This window comes from Bdellovibrio bacteriovorus HD100, assembly GCF_000196175.1.
Taxonomy (GTDB): Bacteria; Bdellovibrionota; Bdellovibrionia; order Bdellovibrionales; family Bdellovibrionaceae; genus Bdellovibrio; species Bdellovibrio bacteriovorus.
Map to the genome: position 1 here is coordinate 2777161 of NC_005363.1, position 17990 is coordinate 2795150.

Genomic DNA, 17990 nt, shown 5'->3' on the forward strand with positions numbered 1-17990 from the left:
GTGCCATGATCTATCTCACAATGAGAAATCGGTTTTTTTCTGGATGTCTTTTCATTGCTCTGCTTTATTCCAAAATGGCTCTGGCAGCTTCTTTGAGCGCGTCTCCTTGGAGCGGTCAAAAAATGATCAAGCTCGAGTACAACGAAAAACCTCTGGCCTATTCTCAAGTGATCAACACCACCTTTTTGGACAGCTCTTTGGCCCAGAACACCTGGATGCAGATCGCTCTGACCAACTCCCGCTTTCTAAACACCCGACTGAGCGGCACACAAGCATCCAAGTCCGAGTTCAGCGATCTGGTGTTTGAAAACTCTGACCTGAGCGGCTTTAAATGCACTCTTTGCACATTCATCAACACCACTTTCAAAAATTCCAATTTGGATGGGGCGCACTTTCTGGCGGGATCTTTTAAGAACACCCACTTCGTGGATTCAAATCTGAGCCGCGTTGATTTTGTCAGCACCCGCTTTGAAAACTGCAGTGTCGATTCCAAGACGGCGAAAACCGTGCACCCGGCAATGCTCATAAAATGGAAAATTCCCGTAAAGGAGCAGCCATGAAAGAAATCCTGCAATCACGGGCCTTGCAGATCTATGGCGCATTGCTGGCGCTGACTCATGTCTTGTCGGCGTACTTCTGGATGGACCGCTCTCTGGATCTGGTGGTGACTTCAGGTGAACGATCCGCCACCTTGTGCTGGCCCCTGATGCCTTACTGCCAGGATTTGCGCTTTGCCACCACCGCATCCGCAGCGAACTTTCTGCAAATTTATGCAGCTGTGGGACTGATCACCGCTGTTTTATTCTTCATCAAGAAAGTCAAACCCGCGTACTTCCTGCTGGCAGGACTGCTGGCAGTGAAGCTCTATTTCACCAGCTTGTCCTATGGGTTGATGGGAAACTATCACTACATGAGCTTCTTTGTTCAGGTGGCGTTCCTGTTTTTGCCTTTTAAAACCACGCTGATTCCGTTCTTTATCGGGGTCTTTTATTGGGGCGCTGGCATTTTGAAACTGGATCCGGAATGGCTTTCCGGTGTGGCCCTGATCACCCCGAGCTTTCTGCCTCCGACCCTGCAGCACGCCAGTTTGATTTATGCCGTCATTCTGGAATGCATTCTGGTGCTGGGACTTTTCAGCCAACGCGCCTGGATTCGCAACCTCATTTTCGTGCAGTTTGTGTTGTTCCATGCTTTCTCATGGCACATTGTCGGGTACTTCTACCCCCTGACCATGTTCCTGCTGCTTTCGATCTTTGTATTGATTCCCCTGAACAAAGAACCCTGGCAGGCCCTGTGGGATCGCTCCCTGCTGAATAAAAAATCCACGCTGGTGTTCACCGTCGTGCTGGCACTTTTGCAGGTGCTGCCACTGCTGCTGGTGAAGGACAGCGCAGCCTCGGGGGCTCCCCGTCTGATGTCATTGAATATGCTCGATGCCCGCATGGAGTGTGAAACCCTGTTGATTCGCCACCAGGACCGCGCGCAAGCAACCTATGATCCATTTGTCAAAGCCCCGTCGACGCGCACACAATGTGATCCGCTGGTTTTTCTTTCGCAGATTGAATCCCTTTGCCGTGACTCAAAGGAAAATTTTGACTTCTGGCTGCAGTCCCGTCGCACAACAGAAAGCGCCCTGCAAACGCGTTTGATCGTTCGCGATGCCTGCAAAAAGTCCCGCAGTGAACTTTTATGGGCAGAGGTGCTATGAAATCACTTCTGATTGGAATCTATTCCGTTCTGATCCTCACACTACTGATCCGGGCGGAATTAAAAACCTTACCCCTGCTGGAAAAAGATCTGAGTTTTCAGGAACTGGGAACGCCGGTTCAGGGCGCCACCCTGACCTATGAGCTCAGTGCAAGGGACGATCGTTCCGCCCTTTCCACGTATCGTGGCAACGCCCCTCGCACGGGACATGCCCGCTCGTCCCTGGAGCAATTCAAACCCTTCCAGTTAAAATGGCAGGTTCCGCAACTGAACAACGGCATTCACCGGGCCAGCAAAAGTTCTCCGGCCGTGGATGATTCAGGATTCTTTGCCGCTGATGACACTGGGTACTTGCGGGCCTATGACTGGAATGGAAACTTGCGCTGGCAGTTTTATTCCGGGGTCAGTTCGCGGGGCTTTCATTCCACCCCACTCACAGATCAGGACAGCATTTATGCCGGGGATTATGCGGGTTATCTGTACAGCCTGAATAAAGACACCGGCGCTTTGCGCTGGATCACCAAGACGGGGGTCACCATCGGAGCCTCGCCGCTGATGAACAACGGCATCTTGTACACCGGCGTGGAATTAGCTAAGCCTGACGGTTTTTTGCTGGCCATTTCCGCCCGCGACGGACGGTGGCTTTGGACTTCGCCTTTGATCGGCAATCACCCACATTCGTCGCCATCATTGAATCTGCCTCAAGGTCAGATACTGATGGGTTCCAACACCGGTGAAATGCAGGGATATGACCTTAAAAATGGACAGAAAAAATGGTCCTTTGCCACTGCCAGTGACATCAAATGTGCCGCTTTGATCCACGGGGACCGTGCGTACTTCAGTTCCTGGGACGGGAATTTTTATGCGGTGAAAGCCGGTACGGGTGCCTTGATCTGGAAAACCGCTTTGGATGAAGGTGGCAGCATGAGCTGCCCTTCGTTGAGTGCTGACGGATCTTTGCTGGCGGTCACGGGATACAAAAAGAATTTTGTGGTGGCAACCAGTGACGGGAAAATTCAATGGGAAAAACCAATTCTGGAGCGCACGACCCGGGCGCAATCAAGCCCGTTGATTATTTCCTATGCCCATCAGGAAGTGGTGGTGCTGCTTTGTGAAAATAAAAAAGTCTGTATTTATGATCTGAAGTCCGCGCGCCTGCTGCAGTCTTTGCCGCTGCAGGGGGATTTTTCGGGGGCACCGGTGTTTTATAAAAATCATCTGTTCCTGGCCACCACGGGCAAGGACGGCCTGCTGGTCTTTACTCAATAGCGATTCCGGCGGCTCCCAAACGCAGCTTGTAGCCATTTTTTTGAACCATTATATCTCCGTACTGCGAACCCACTGAACCCGTCATCTGCCAACCACTGGGATGCGTGGCCACGGTGACTTCGCCACCGGAACTGACTATGCGAGTGGCTTCTTTCACAATCGCATCAAACAGCAGATCTTTTTGTCCCTGATAGTCAGCAAGATTTGTGACCTGCAGAGTTTTAATGCCCGGCTCGGACGAACGAATACTGCAAACTGAGAACCCATATTCGTCGCTGGCGGTGCAAACCACCGGGACCGTACCCAGCCCTTTGATCACAGTAAATTGTGGCACGTAGCCTTGCACCACGGTGTTGTCCGAGTTCATTAATTGAATGGCAAATTGAAGTTCCGTGACGCCGTCGGCTTTTCCTGACGGGCCCACTAAGATTTCTGATTTGGCAAAATCACAAATCGCAGGATCCGTCACGACACCTGCAATAGGCTGTTTGTTGGTAATATCAATTCCCGGGGGCAACTTGGGCCCGCGCAAACCGGCTAAATCCTGCAGACTGGCTTCAATCGAACAGCCCGTCAGCAGCAGCATCAGCGGAAAAAGACATATCGAAAGGTTCCGAAACATTCCCTGCCTCCGATGGATCTGTCTATTATATCGGCAGGATTCCGGACTTTCTGTATATTACACTGCTTTCAGATTTCAGCGCCAATTCAAGAATTCTTTTGAAACATCCGAAATATCAAAGGTCTATGAGCATTCGGAACGTCATCTTTATTATTGCCGGGACTGTCGCCATCTCCGTTATTTCGGTGGTGTTGACTCTGCGTTTGACTCAAACCAAAACAGATTCCCATGTTGTTCCAGCGGCGGTTTCCACGGAGCTCCCTCAGCAACAGACACCGTCTTTGCCGAAGGCATCGCAACAACCAGCACCGCCTCCTGCGAAACCTTCCGTGGCACCACAAGTGGCAAAACAAGAAAGCTCTCCCAGCCTTGAGGCTTTCATGAAACCTGCGGCTTTCAAATCCGGCCCGGCAGAACAAAAGCCACTTTCCACTGACAAAGTCATCAGCACACTCATGAAAGACACTCCAGCTTGTCATGATGAATACAAAGAACACTGCACGGCCAACCGCTTTCTCGCAGAACATCCCCTGGCCTGCCTGCGCAGCAAGAAAGACCAGCTGTCCCGGGCTTGCTTTAATCAGTTGGCTGCGGTTCGGGACCGCTTCCATCAGGCGTGCGGGACCGATATCAAACGTTTTTGCACAAAAGAAGCCAGCTACTTTGTCTGCCTGAAACAACACATGGATGACCTGTCTGCCAGCTGCAAAAACAATATAGAACAGTCTTCGCGCCAGTAGTGTCTCGCTTTGATATAAAATCAGTATAAATGGGTAATACTTTTTACTCTGGACTAATGTCCTCTCTGAAATAACCCGATAAATAAGGTATTGAGCGACTATTCAACCTTGTATTGAACGTTTCGGAAGGACATAAGGTATGGATTTTTCAACACTCACTAAACTCACGGCCACAGTTCTGTGCAGCTTCAGTGTCTCTGCCTATGCCAGCGTCTCTTTGACAGAAGTGCCCCAGGGGTTGACCGTCCAAGGCCGCATCATTCAGCCCAACGGACTTCCACTGGAAGATTCGCATGTCTCATTTAATATCAAAGTTCTTTCTCCGGGGCCCGAAGCCTGCGTGCTGTTTGAGGAAAACCGCACAGTGAATATGAGTAACAGCAAAGGGATCATCAATTTCACTCTGGGGGCCGGTGAAAACGGCGCCACGGTCGTGAACACCGGTCCTTTGTTGGCGATCCATCAGATTCTGAAGAACTCGGCGGCAATCAACGGCCTCAGCTCTTGTGCTGCCGGATACACGGCCTATGTTCCACAGCCAGGGGACGCGCGCAAGGTGCGTGTGACCTTCACAGTCGGATCTGACACCATCACCCTATCCCCGGATTTCCAGATGCGTTCGGTGCCATTCGCACTGGAGTCTGAAAATGCCGTGGCCTTGAACGGCAAAAAAGCCGCTGACTTTATCCAAAAGAGCGCCAACGTGACTCAGGAAAAGGCCGACACTTTGTTCCTGCCCGCGAACTTTGACGGTTTGTTGGCTTTGCTGAATCCTGCGGCCAACGCCCCAAGCGTGGGCTCCATTGGCATTCCAAATTCCGATGGTTCAGCCGCTCCTCCGGCGCGGGACGGTCTTATGCGCTATGATGAAAACACCCAGACCGTGCAAGTCTCTGTCGGTGGCCAGTGGCAGCCGATCGTAACGGGCAACACAGCCGTGGGCTCCTCTAATATCGAGGACGGTTCCATCGGCACGGCAGATCTCGCACCCAATGCAGTGACTGCGGCTCAGATCACCAACAATGCCGTGACCACTGATAAAATTGCCGATGAAGCCATCACTTCAGACAAACTGATGAACATGTCGATCACCAATTCCAAAATTGCCGATGGTGCCATCACATTTAATAAGATCGCCAACGGCGCCATCAGCACCTCTAAAATCGTGGACTCTGCAATCACCTCCGCAAAAATTCTCGATGGCAGCATCGTGACTGCGGATATGGCGGATGCGGCCATCACCAGCGCAAAGATCGCCGATGGCACGATTGTGACATCGGATGTGGCAGACGCGGCTATCACCAGTGCCAAGATTGAAGACGGCACTATTGTCACATCTGATATTGCTGACGCTGCCATCAACAGCGCCAAAATCGCCGATGGCTCCATTGCCACCGCCGACATGGCAAACTCTGCCGTCACCACAGCAAAAATTGCGGATGGCAATGTGACGGATGCCAAGATCAACTCGGTGTCTGGCAGTAAGGTCACCGGAAACATTCCTGGCAACGCTGCGGGCTTCTATGGTTCTCTAAGTGGTGACGTCACTGGCGGACAAGCGTCCACCGTCGTTCAGGCCCTGCAAGGTCGTTCTGTCGCGAACGTAGGTCCCGGAGCAGGTCAGGTGTTAAAATGGAATGGATCCCAGTGGACTCCGCAAGCCGATAACAACTCCGGTGGTACTATCACAGGTGTTTGGCCCAGCACGGGCCTGACCGGAGGTGGTGGTTCCGGAAGTGTTTCGTTGGGTCTGACCAACACCGGTGTTGCCGCGGGCTGGTATGGTGGCTCCACGGCGGTGCCTTCCTTCTATGTCGACTCTCAAGGGCGCATCACGTCTGTCAGCAACGTTGCCGTCGCGGCCGGGGCCGCTTGCGGGGGCACTCCGCACGGCCGGGTCTATTTCTCCGGAGGAACGTGCAGTTCCGTCGGTATCTATCAGTGTTTCAACGGCAGCACGCTGTCCCTGGGGACCGTGTCTGTGCCGAGCAGTTGCGATGGTGATGGCGACGGATTCTAAGTGAAGGCACTGGCAACTTACTATTTAATTTTGATAGCGGTTCTGGCGGGCGGATATTTTCTGCCCCGGGGCCCGGAACTTTTTCCCCTGCCTAAAAATCGCCACCTTGTCTTCCCCTCCCAGGATCAGATCTTCAATCCCTCGTTTCCGGTTCTGGCGTCAGGAACGCAACCGCAGTTTCCCGCTTCTGAAATCATATTGCAGGAAAACCTGTTTGCCCCCTTCGTCGTTTTGCGCGATCAGAATCTGTCAGGTAAAAATCTTTCCAAATCCAATCTGAGTTTTGCAGATCTGCGCGGAGCCAATCTGCAAAACACCGATCTTTCTGCAGCACTGTTGTACGGAAGCAAACTTGACGGCGCCCTGTACAACCAATCAACGCGTCTGCCATTTTCATTTTCAACAGCCAGGGCCCTGGGCATGCGGGAGCAGCCGTGAAGTCCCTGCGCCTGGAACTTGAAAAGACGCCGCAACTGTGGCTGGTGGGCCTGAACCTCAGCCTGGAGCATCTGCTGACGGTTTTTTTCTGGCTGACCGAGCGGCCGATTCTATGGATTCTTTCCCCCTCCACTCCATCAGTGTGTTGGCCGCTGTTTTCACAGTGTGAAGTTTTCAAACCCGGACCTGTGACACTGCAAATACTGCTGGGGCTGTATGCAGGCCTCGCTGTGATATCGGGAACTCTTTGGGCCCTGAAAAAGAAACCGGCGCTGGCCATCAGTCTGATTTGGATCTTACTGGCGATGAAAATAGGTTTTATCCTGCAGGACTATCGCCTGACCGGGAACTATCACTACATTCCAACGATGGTGACGCTGGCCTTTCTGTTGATTCCACATCGCGCTCTGGCGCTGCCAATGACTTTCTTTGTTCTCTATTTTTCAGCCGGCATTCTTAAGCTGGACACCCAGTGGCTCAGTGGTGCTGCTATCAATGAACGCCTGTTCCCGACGTGGCTCACGCAAGTGGGAGTGTGGTATGTTCTGGTGCTGGAACTGGGACTGATTTTTTTATTGTTTGCGAAAAAAGACCGGTGGTTTTATTTCGTCTTTGTCCAGTTGGTGGTGTTTCATCTGTATTCCTGGCACCTCACCCGGTTCTTTTATCCGTCGGTGATGCTGCTGCTTCTGGGAATTCTTTTGATCACCCGGCCCCTGATTGCGGACTGGAGTGTGCGTCAGGCTTTCAGAAAAGTATTTCAGTCCCCGGTGGCGGTAAGTCTCACCGTGATATTTGTGGCCCTGCAACTGCCCCAATACTATCTGCCCGGCGACGCCGCCTTGACTGGCGAAGGACGCATGTATGCGCTGATCATGTATGATGGCCGTGTCCAGTGCGAACCCCATGTGACCCTGTGGAAAAAAGATCAAAGCAAAGACACTGTCCCACTCATGCCCCCTTGGCTCATGACCCGCACCGCGTGCGACCCGCTGGTTTACATGCGTTTGTCGGAACAGATATGCCAATGGGCCGCGAAAGACACGACGATTGTTCAAGCCGACTTCACCCTGCCCGTGCGCTATCAGGGCGACAGCGAATGGCAGCCGCTGGTTTCGGCCACGGACATCTGCAAAAAAAGACTGACCTACTCCAATTTCTTCCCCAATGCCTGGATTATGAAACTGCAAAAGGATTTCTCTGTCAGCGGCTCAAAATGAGACGTCTTATGCAAGACCCGCTCCTGTTTCAGAAGAATTCGTTTACCTTCACTGTTAAAACTCCGATAAGAAAACATGCTACCTGGACGTACCTTTACAGCATATAAGGCCTTGGCTGCGGGAATTCTATTCCTGCTGACCGGCTGTAATCTGACGGCCCAGCTGGAAAACCTCACGGCCTCTTCCGTGGCGCTGGAGTTCAACCCCAAAGTCAAAGGGGGCGAAACGCACCCCGTACGTCTGAACATCGGCGGCAATCCTCAGTACAACTCGGCAAAGATTTTCTACACTCTCGACGGCACGACCTGGAGTCTGCTGACGGAACTGCCTTCTGGTGTCACCGAATATTCCTGGGCGGTCCCGGCGGGCGACTATCCGTTGGCCTCTTTGCGTGTGATCCTGACAGACTCCAGCGGGAAGACGCTGGAGACCGAAAGTGGTCTGGCGATTGACTCCACACCTCCGGTCATTCCAGCCATCACCGACGAAACTCCGGCACTGTCGCGCGAAACCATGGCGCATTTCACACTGGCGGACTGCAGTGATGCGAAGTTCGTGAAAATCACAGAAAGCGCCACCGTTCCGGCATGGGATCAAACCTGGGTGCCTTGTTCAACGGTGAATTCGGCCCTGGCCACAGCCATGGACAGTGATCGTGCTTATCCGCTGCATCTTTGGTTTGCGGATGATGTCGGAAACGTCAACACCACGGTGACCTCGTTCACAAAAACCCGCGATCGCACTCCGCCGGATGTGGAGCTGACAAGTTTTCTTTCTGCCCAAAACATCAACGGTGGCAGCACACAGGATATTTCCTGGAACTACAGCGACGCCCATCCCGCAGCCAACCCGGTGTCCTTCTATTATTCACTTAACGGCGGCACCGACTGGACTGCCATTGCAGTGGATCAGCTGAACACCAGTCCGTATTCCTGGACAACCGGGGCTCTGAATTCAAATCAACTGCGTCTTAAGATCATCGGCAAAGACTCTTTGGGCAACGTGACCGAAGATGTTTCGCCTGTGTCACACCTGATTGACAGTCTGAATCCTGTCATAACTTTGAATATCACTCCGGATCACACTCAAGCCCACAAAGGCGGTGAAGTTCTGGTGTTTGACTGGCTGGCCACAGACGCCAATCTGGGCCCCAATCCGGTTGTTATCGCTTACACCGTCGACGGCACCAACTGGATCATGGTGAATAGTATTGCCAGCCACCCTTCCAGTGGCACCATGAATGTCGTTGTTCCAGCAGATTTGAACACATCGACCCTGGTGTTCGCAGCCCGGGCGACAGACAAAGTCGGCCGTATCACTGACGTCTTCAGCCAGGCCTTCACCATCGACAATGGATCTCCGGCCCTGACCTGGGCCAGCCCGGCTGACGGCAGCAATGGCATCAATGGAATCACGGCTTCCGGCGCCTGCGGAAGCGCCTCGGGGGACGGCGCTGTCGTGACATTGACTGGAGACATCGTCGGAGCCCCGGTGAACACCGCTTGTACGGCGGGCAACTGGAGCGTGGCTGTTGTCTTCAATTCAGGTTTTGGGGCAAAATCCATCACGGCCACACAAAGCGATCACGCTGGAAATTCCACAGCGGTCAGCCGCGCCTTTACACGCAATCAATTGGCGGCAAAGAATTATGACCTGAGCTTTATTGATCCTATGTACCGTAAATCCGGCGACGCTGTGGCTTTTGACTTCAGCAGCCTTGCTTTGGATTCAGAGGTCGCTTCGTGGAAAGTCTATTTCGTGGATGATGCGGATTCAGCCACCGAGGTTCAGTCTTTGACGGCGCCGACCAACAGCTACAACTACACCTTTACTTCCGGATCACAAAGACATGCCAAAATGCGTGTCACAGTGACAGACGTCCAAGGCAATGTCACAACAACAACATCCAACCCGTTCCAGGTCCTGACTGAAGTTGTGACAGTAATTGGACAGGAACCGGTCAATGGCAATGCGGCGGATGGTCTGCCGGGAATTGCCAGACTGGATGCCCCTTACGCCTTGACCCGCCTGGGTTCAAATTTGATTCTGGCAGATCGTTATTATATTCGCAGTATCGACACAACGGTTCCGGCAATGCCCATAGTCAGCACTCTGGTGGGTTCGGGTTACACTACGGCAAGCGCTGGTCCGGGCCGTGAGGTTTCCATCGGACATGCTGTCGGTATTGCCACAGATGGCACCTATGTTTATTTCTCTGATCATACGCGCCACTGCATTCTGCGCTACAATCCAAGCCCCATGGTAAAAACCGTGGAGGTTTTGCTGGGTGCCTGTGGAACTGCGGGCCGCCCTGCCGCCAACGAAGACCAAACAAAAGCCACCTCTCGCTTCAGCAGTCCGGGTGACATCAAATACCACAACGGTGCCTTGTACATTTCTGACACCGTCAACAGCTGTATTCGTCGGTTTGACATGAACGACACCGTTTCAGTTATCGCGGGCTGGTGCGGAACTGGCGGTTACACCCTGGGAAATCTGGGAACCAACCGTATCCGAAATATCGGTATTGATATCGACAACTCGGGAAACCTTTGGATTGCAGGCAACACCAATGGCACTCTCAGCTATATCTCCCTGACCGCCCCGTATGAAATGAAGGCATTTGCAGCAGGTCCCATGATCGGCGCCGACGTTCTGCAACTGGGCACGCCGTCACAAACCTCCATTCGATCTCCTTACGGAGTCAAAGCCTACAACAATGGCGCACGCAACAGTCTGTTTGTGTCGGATCAGTATTCCCAGGTCGTGATTGAGATTCCTTATGACCCCGCCAATCCTCAAAGCTTCATCGGATCCTCGGCCATTGTTGCCGGCCAACCGGGCCTGGCCGGAAATCAAGCCGGAGCTTTGGGCAACAACAAGTTGTTTGTGCCTTCCATGCTCTATATGGAAGGCAACGAATTGTATATTTCAAGCACCCTTGGCAGTCAGATCATGAAACTGAATGTGGACACCTATGATCTGACCACGTGGTTCGGCATTCCAGCTGAAGTCACAGACTTCAGAACAGCCGGAGGCATGCCAAAAATATCCAGTCCCCGATTCATAACTTCGGATGGCACCAATGTCTATCTGTCCTCTGCCAATTCCCTCCGACTGGTGCACCTGGCAAATCAAACCGTCACGACAATTGCCGGTAACAGCAGCCTGGGCGGCATCACCGACGGACCCTTGGGCACATCGCGCTTTTCACAGCCTTGGGGCGTTTACAAAGTCCCGGGTGGAATTTACAGCATTGATCGCTCTGCCGCGACCATTCGCTTCACCACCAATGCAGGCGTGACTCGCACTGTGGCAGGAACACCGAATGTGCATGGCTTTATCGAAGCGGCTTCCCAAGGAGACATCTCCAGATTCAACGGCCCGACGGACCTGTGTGCCATCGGAAATTCAATTTATCTGGTGGACAACGACAACGCTCGGGTTCGCCGATTGGACGTGATCGACATCAATGATCCGGTTACAAATCCTGCGACGGCTTCCATTGCGGGCGGTACCGTTGGATATCAGGATGGTGCTGGGGCCGCCGCACAATTCACAGAACCCATCGGAATTGGCTGCATCACGGGTGGAGCTCATGAAGGCGTTTACGTCAACGACACCCGCGCCGTTCGCAAAGTCACTCTGGCCGGAAACGTGACCACCATTGCCGGCAGTCTGACCCTGACAGGCGGCAGCGATGGCGTGGGTACTGCGTCCCGCTTTGATTCTCTGGTCGGGATGGATGTTGTCGGCAACACTCTGTATCTGGCAGAAAACACGGGCCGCCTCAGAATGATGGATCTGGACTCGGGAACGGTGACTTCAGTTATCAACAAAGACTTTGCCACTTCAACCCCGGCCGGGCGCATGTGGACGTATGTGAACAAAAGCGGCTTCTATGACGTCGTTATTATTGGAACTTCAGCGTATGTCACGCAGATCAACTTAAACACCCTTCTGCGTATCAGCCTGGTCAATGAAGAGATTGAACAGATGGTCGGCTATGGCCTGATTCGTGACAACTATAAGGCGGACAATGACGGATCCTATGCTCGCAATATCGCCTATGCCCGCGGCACCAATCAGGTGAAAGTGGGCGACGATCTTTATGTTGTGAGCTTCTACGACTCTGCAGTTTATAAGGTCGACATCAATGGCGTCGTCAGTCTGTTTGCCGGAAAACCCGGCACCCCCGGCAGCATTGATGGCCCTCGCTTGAGTGCTCGCTTCCACTCGTCTCATTACATCACTCACTACAATGGCAGTCTGATCGTTTCCGACTATGAACTGAACATCCTGCGCAAAATTGACCTGACCTCGGGAGTTGTTTCCACTCTGGCCGGCACCCTGGGTGAGTCCGGCAGCGTTGACGGGGATGCTTTGACAGTCGCGAGATTGAATCAACCCTATGGAATTGCGGTACAAGGGAACTATTTGTATTTCGCGGAAAGAACAGCGTCTTTGGTGCGAGCCATGAACCTGACGACAAATGAAGTTTTCACAGTGATGGGGACGGCAAATACCAGCGGTGCTGACGATGGCGACAAAACAACGGGACGACTGAACGATCCTTACGCTTTGACGGCACTTGGCAACTATCTGTATGTCACTAGCAACGATTCAGGAACTTTAAGAAAGATCGATATCACTGATCCGTATAACGCGACAGTCACCACCATTGCGGGCACAGATGGTATTCAGGGCTATGCCAATGGCACCGGAGCCGGAGTGCGCACATTCGCTGGCACGGGACTTACCAATGACGGGAAATATGTGTATTTCACTGAACGAGGCAGCAGCACAGTTCGCCGCCTGAATCCTGCCACCAACGAAGTCACTCTGTGGATGGGGAATCCTGACTTTACAGGCCATCGCGACGGTCCTATGCCTGATGCTCTGCTCTTAAAACCCATCCAGCCGCACTTCACTCCAGAGGGAATGTACATCTCCAGCGGTGACCATTACAATGTGCGATTGGCTAAATAAGATGCAACTTCGACTTAAATAAACTTATCCAGCACACCGTTAGCAATCTAAATACTGTCTGTAACTTGGCAAAACCAAAGAGTTGTGCCTAAACTCTTTTATATGCAGTCTTCATCCGGGCTCAGTCGTCATGCACGTTTTAAAATTCTGAGCGAGAACATCAGTGCACTTATCGAAGAAGAAGGACTTTTGGTGCGCCCTTATGGGCACGCCACCCTGCCTTACTTCAATCTCCTCACCGCTGAAGAGCAAGAGCAGGTTCTACGAGACATCCTGATTTACTTTCAAGTCTGCACCGACGTGAAATCCCAGAACGGCAGTTTGAAGGACACCCGATTGTTCACGGAAAAAGCCATCCATCGTCTGGGCGTCAGCGTGGATCCGTTTATTCTGGAACAAATTCAGCCCCATCACCTGATTGAAATCTACACGCAGGCGCAAACTCAGATCTTCCGCAGTCTGAAATTCTTTGAAGTATGCAGCTATTCACTTGAAGACCTTTATTGCCGCAAATGGTATCATCTGTACCAGCGCTCTCCGGAGGATCAGGAAAAACTCGAGTCAGACATCGGACTTTTCTATTCGCAAAGTCCGATGCGCACTTTAAAGGCGACCGCCCCGGAACACACCATCCGCGCAACCACTTCATTGGAAAGAAACGAAATCATTACGCAAATTCTGTGGCTCAGTCCCTTGTTTTCCAACACCAAGGCGGATTCCTATATTCTGGCAGTGGTAACAAGCCGACTTCCATAATATATAAAATACTTCCGGAGGAATTCCCATGGCGGTTATAATGAGGATGCTTATTTTAGCGCTGTTCCTGTCTGCGAACACATCTCATGCGACCAGCAAAACTACCATCACCCTCATCACTCATGAGGCTCCCCCTTATATGGCCGAAGCCCTGCCCGACAAGGGGGCTATTTTCTTCGCTCTTGCCAAGGTACTAAAGAAAGGCGGCTATGAGCTGAATGTGGTCTTTGCCCCCTCTTGGGTCCGGGCAAAAATGAAGGCGCAGACCGACCCGTTGATCGATGGTTATGCCCCCTATCGCGCCATTGAAAACGCCGATCTCTTCGAGTTTTCAGAATACAATCTTGAAAGCCCCTGGGTCTTGGCCGAGCGAAAAGACCATCCCATTGAATGGAACAAAGTGCAGGACTTGAGCAAATACGTGGCCGGAAATGTGCAAGGAGTCGAACTTCGCCCCGGAGTCAAAGAGCTGGCCGATCAGGGCAAACTGAAAATTGAAACGACCACCACCCAGAACAACAACATTCTGAAACTGGCGACCAAAAGAGTGGACTATATATTTTCAGATGCGTTTGTTTTTCGTTATTTGCTGGCCACCGACCCGAAGCTGAAAAAGTATCGAAACAAGCTGCAGATCAACTCCAAACCCATCGTCATTGAACGCTATGGGGTGGCCCTTAAAAAAACCAAAAACTCGGCAAAAATTATCAAGCTGATCAATGAGGGTTCGGACGAATTCAAGAAGCACATCGAAGACTATCTTCGTCAGATTGAAAAGGAAAAAACGCCTTAATAGGCATTTCTATTCTTGGTCGTCTTGTTCATTTTGGTCCTCAGAGGGGACCGGAGCAGAAGAGTTTTTTAGTTCCTCCAGCGCCATTTCCGCGCGGGTCTTATAGCCCTTCTTGCTATTGCAGTCCTTGCAGGATGGAACGCAGTTGTTCTTGTTGGATTTGCCGCCGCGGGCAATCGGAATCAGGTGATCCATTGTGAGATCGGCCGGTTTGAAACGCTTACCGCAGTGATAGCACAGACCTTTGCCCAGTTCCTGCTTCCACCATTGGCTTTGGCGAAGCTCCCGGGCCTTGGCTTTTTCACGTTTTTGATGCTCCGGAGGAGCGGCCGAAAAGAAGTAATCCATCCGCCTCTTTATAACGTATGAAACTGGACCTCGCAAGCCCCCGCCCGAACTCAATTTTAGGGCCCTTTCAACCGATATAAGCATGTGATTTCTTTAAGGAGTGGGATTTTATGTCTGTAAAAACCTTTAAAAAAGGCGAAGTGATCTATAAAGACGGCGATAAAATTACGGCCGTTTATCTGATCCAATCCGGTGGTGCGAATCAATGTTTGATCCGCGGGAAAAAGACCATCGACCTTTTCCAGTTGGGTTCTTCTCACATTCTTGGTGATCAGGTGATTCTGGGGCAAGCCACTCACCCCACGTCTGCGGTTGCGACCACTGAAACCAAGGTGCTGGAAATTCCGGTTGAAACCCTGAAGCAACAATACGAAGGCGCCCCACAGATGCTGAAGGTGATCATCAAGTCCCTAGCAGACCGCCTTCGTCTGGCGATGAATGATGTTCGTTCCAGTAAAATGGAAAAAGATTCGTCCCCTTGCCCTGAAGATCAGGTCGCCAAGGTGTACGGCGCGGTCTTCCACACCGCCAATCACAAAGGTGACAGATCCCAGGCCGGTCGCGTGATTGTGGACTGGAACATGATGAAGCAATACTGCCAGCGCGTGATGGGGGATTCCCCGAAACGCATCGAGCAGGCTATCAACATTCTGGTGAAGCTGAAGCTGGCGTTGTATGAAATGGGCAAAGACCCGACAAATCCGGATGGACCGGAGGAAATCCAGAAGGTTCACTTCCTGGATCTGGGCCTGGTCGAAAGCTTCTTTGAATTCTATCAGTACTACTATTTCAAAGGCGGAAGATCCGACCTTTTGAAGGTCGATGAACTGTGCATGCAGATGCTGGGCGCGATCCTGAAGCTGTCCGAAAATGAACAGCCGGACCGTTTTGGTATCGTCGGTGTTGATTTCGCCAAGTTCAGCGAATTCTGCAAAGAGGAAATCGGCATCAACCTGAACAACGACCACTTTGCCCGTCTGGAAGGCAAAGGTGTCTTCATGAAACGCAAAAACGCCGGTTCAGGCGTGGTCCTGCAATTTGAAGTCAAAGAGTTCCGCTCGATCCTGCAAAGCTGGAAGATGCTGCGCGAGATTGAAAAATGGAACGAAAAAGGCTTCGTCGACATGGACGAAAAAGAAGAAAAGCCGAAGAAAAAATCCAGTGGTCCGTCCTGCCCTGCGTGCAGTGTCGAGGTTCAGGCCGGAGCCAAGTTCTGCCACGAGTGTGGACATAAGATGACAGCGGCGGCGTAAAATGAGTGAATCTCTGATCGTTTTCAAAGCCATTCATAATGAAGCTGAAAAACAGAACCTGCTGCAGCGTCTGGTGAACAGCAATGAGTCGATTGTCCTGAGGGACAAATTCGATCGCAGCATCACCCTTCGCACCATGGGCGTGAACGACAAACTGCAGATCAAATGTCACCCCCCGGAATCCACAGCCATGAACACAGAGGATTCCGCCAGGTTCACCGCCAGCTTTTCAATCAAAGGTGAAAAATACCTGTTTGAAACCCATCCGGTGATCAACGACAACAATGTCACCCTGACGGTCCTGAATCTGTTCCATCTTCAAAAAAGAAAAAACTATCGCTATGTGATTCCGTCGGACTATTCCGCTGAGTTTGTGGTGACTTACCTGAATCAGTCCGTGTGTTCACACACCTGCCGTCTGCTGGATCTTTCCACCGAAGGCTGCGCTGTGGAAATCCCTCAGACCGAAGCTGATCTGCACCTTGAAGATCTTGTGGAAGCCGAAATCTTCCTGGGCGACCGCGACCCGATCGTCGTTCAGGGGCTGATTAAAAACATCCGTGTCAAAAATGACGAGACCCTGGTTTTAGGCGTGGAGTTCAACCACATGGCCAATGCCAGCGAGGGTAAGATTGTGGCCTCCCTCACCGACTTGCAACGCGATATCTATTTCCGTCGTACGGGTTAAGCCACACCCAGATAGGCCCACAGGGAAATCCCCGTGCCGACCATTCCCAAGATACACATGCCTGCAAAAAACACGTTTTGCAGGCTTTCTTTTTTCAGGATCAAGCTCATCGCCCCCAGCACCAGGCACAACTGGAAGAACAAACTGGACATATCAAAGCGGTCCCCGGCAACCGACAGCGTCGCCAGATGGGATTCCATTTCCTGGGCGCCGATAATTTTGCCCAGCTCGCCATTGATGTCCTGAACCCAGTTGTCCTGCCCCACGGTCTGAGACCCGCGAAGGATTTCATTTTTTTCTTTTTTATAGCGCAGAATGCGTTTCTGCAAAGTGACCAGATGATTGTCGATGGCCTTTTCAGTTCCCGGCTTCAAAGCTCCGGCCTGTTTCAGGCTTTCCAGCAGGGACTTTTCCCCTTCGACCAGCGTTTCTTTCACACTTTTCGACTGGTACCACATGTAAGCTGCGGCTTTTTCATTGGTTCCGATAATCTCATCATCCCCGTACTTGCCCGCAACCAGATCACTCACCGCCATGACCGCGGCAAAAACAGCGATCACAACACCACAACGAATTTCAAAATTAGAAGAATTATCGTCTGACATGACGAAAGATTTAAAAGCATCCTCTCTGTGTCAGTCAACTTTTTCTTGCCCCTTGAAATGACAAAATACACCGCTGCCTTTTCGGCAAAAGAAATATCATAGGGACTCAACCAAAAAGGAGTTTCCCATGAAAGTAAAAGACGTCATGCATGAACGCGCAGAATATATCAACCGGGACCGCACGGTGCGCGAAGCCGCCGAAATGATGGCTCGGGGGGATTACGGCTGCCTGCCCATCGAGGAAAACGACCGGATGATAGGCATGATCACCGACCGCGATATCACCCTGCGCGTGGTCGCCAAAGGGTTGGATCCGAACGTCACCAAAGTCAGCGAATGCATGAGCAAGGGAATTGAATATTGCTTTGAGGAGGACAACCTGCTGGATGTCGGCGAAATGATGGCATCCCAGAAGATCCGTCGCATGCCGGTGATCAACGATAAAAAAAGACTGGTGGGAATGCTCAGCCTGGGGGACATCGCCAGCAAGGCGCGGGACCAGAGCCTGTCCCACGAAATCCTGTCCCATGTTTCCCATTAGA

General features: G+C 51.9%; 16 protein-coding genes. 13 read left to right on the forward strand and 3 right to left on the reverse strand.

Features of this window, described 5'->3' with window-relative positions:
• Positions 1-5 precede the first annotated feature (5 nt).
• Genes BD_RS13120 through BD_RS13130 form a run of 3 tightly spaced genes read left to right on the forward strand, consistent with a single transcriptional unit; the run spans position 6 to position 2976 of the window.
• Positions 6-560 carry a pentapeptide repeat-containing protein gene (locus BD_RS13120; protein ID WP_011165250.1) on the forward strand — a complete coding sequence of 185 codons (555 nt, stop codon included), beginning with the start codon at positions 6-8 and terminating at the stop codon, positions 558-560.
• Complete coding sequence (locus BD_RS13125; RefSeq protein ID WP_011165251.1) at positions 557-1708, forward strand: hypothetical protein; 1152 nt, start codon at positions 557-559, stop codon at positions 1706-1708. The genes BD_RS13120 and BD_RS13125 overlap by 4 nt, the downstream gene beginning before the upstream one ends.
• Positions 1705-2976, forward strand: coding sequence for an outer membrane protein assembly factor BamB family protein (locus BD_RS13130; protein ID WP_011165252.1), 1272 nt, complete (start codon positions 1705-1707; stop codon positions 2974-2976). Before BD_RS13125 ends, BD_RS13130 begins: the two co-directional genes overlap by 4 nt.
• Here BD_RS13130 and BD_RS13135 read toward each other — a convergent pair.
• The gene (locus BD_RS13135; protein WP_011165253.1) at positions 2966-3598 is read right to left on the reverse strand and encodes a hypothetical protein; all 633 of its coding nucleotides are present in this window, start codon (positions 3596-3598) and stop codon (positions 2966-2968) included. The genes BD_RS13130 and BD_RS13135 overlap by 11 nt on opposite strands.
• Positions 3599-3723: 125 nt before the next feature.
• Between BD_RS13135 and BD_RS18275 the strand changes: the two genes are divergently transcribed.
• The 7 genes from BD_RS18275 to BD_RS13170 all read left to right on the forward strand — a co-directional run bounded on the left by BD_RS18275 (position 3724) and on the right by BD_RS13170 (position 14554).
• A complete protein-coding gene (locus BD_RS18275; protein WP_011165254.1) occupies positions 3724-4338 on the forward strand; it encodes a hypothetical protein in 615 nt (204 codons plus the stop codon).
• 139 nt (positions 4339-4477) lie between these two features.
• Entirely contained in the window at positions 4478-6358 is a 1881-nt protein-coding gene (locus BD_RS13145) for an autotransporter outer membrane beta-barrel domain-containing protein (RefSeq protein WP_011165255.1), read from the forward strand.
• Complete coding sequence (locus BD_RS13150) at positions 6359-6796, forward strand: pentapeptide repeat-containing protein (protein WP_011165256.1); 438 nt, start codon at positions 6359-6361, stop codon at positions 6794-6796.
• Complete coding sequence (locus tag BD_RS13155) at positions 6793-8016, forward strand: hypothetical protein (RefSeq protein WP_011165257.1); 1224 nt, start codon at positions 6793-6795, stop codon at positions 8014-8016. The genes BD_RS13150 and BD_RS13155 overlap by 4 nt, the downstream gene beginning before the upstream one ends.
• A gap of 75 nt (positions 8017-8091) precedes the next feature.
• Entirely contained in the window at positions 8092-13005 is a 4914-nt protein-coding gene (locus tag BD_RS13160) for an NHL repeat-containing protein (protein WP_011165258.1), read from the forward strand.
• Between the two features lie 102 nt (positions 13006-13107).
• Entirely contained in the window at positions 13108-13761 is a 654-nt protein-coding gene (locus BD_RS13165) for a hypothetical protein (RefSeq protein ID WP_041583606.1), read from the forward strand.
• Positions 13762-13807: 46 nt separating this feature from the next.
• The gene (locus BD_RS13170; RefSeq protein WP_231839180.1) at positions 13808-14554 is read left to right on the forward strand and encodes a substrate-binding periplasmic protein; all 747 of its coding nucleotides are present in this window, start codon (positions 13808-13810) and stop codon (positions 14552-14554) included.
• A gap of 9 nt (positions 14555-14563) precedes the next feature.
• Here BD_RS13170 and BD_RS13175 read toward each other — a convergent pair whose 3' ends face one another.
• Complete coding sequence (locus tag BD_RS13175) at positions 14564-14902, reverse strand: HNH endonuclease (protein ID WP_041583607.1); 339 nt, start codon at positions 14900-14902, stop codon at positions 14564-14566.
• 110 nt (positions 14903-15012) lie between these two features.
• On the opposite strand from BD_RS13175, the gene BD_RS13180 reads away from it, so the two are divergent.
• Both BD_RS13180 and BD_RS13185 read left to right on the forward strand, forming a co-directional pair.
• Entirely contained in the window at positions 15013-16155 is a 1143-nt protein-coding gene (locus BD_RS13180; RefSeq protein ID WP_011165262.1) for a cyclic nucleotide-binding domain-containing protein, read from the forward strand.
• Between the two features lies 1 nt (position 16156).
• A complete protein-coding gene (locus tag BD_RS13185) occupies positions 16157-16843 on the forward strand; it encodes a PilZ domain-containing protein (protein WP_011165263.1) in 687 nt (228 codons plus the stop codon).
• Here BD_RS13185 and BD_RS13190 read toward each other — a convergent pair.
• A complete protein-coding gene (locus BD_RS13190) occupies positions 16840-17448 on the reverse strand; it encodes a DUF4337 domain-containing protein (RefSeq protein ID WP_038450131.1) in 609 nt (202 codons plus the stop codon). The two genes, BD_RS13185 and BD_RS13190, sit on opposite strands and share 4 nt — an antisense overlap.
• 127 nt (positions 17449-17575) lie before the next feature.
• On the opposite strand from BD_RS13190, the gene BD_RS13195 reads away from it, so the two are divergent.
• Positions 17576-17989, forward strand: a complete 414-nt coding sequence (locus BD_RS13195) for a CBS domain-containing protein (RefSeq protein WP_011165266.1) — start codon at positions 17576-17578, stop codon at positions 17987-17989.
• Position 17990 lies beyond the last annotated feature (1 nt).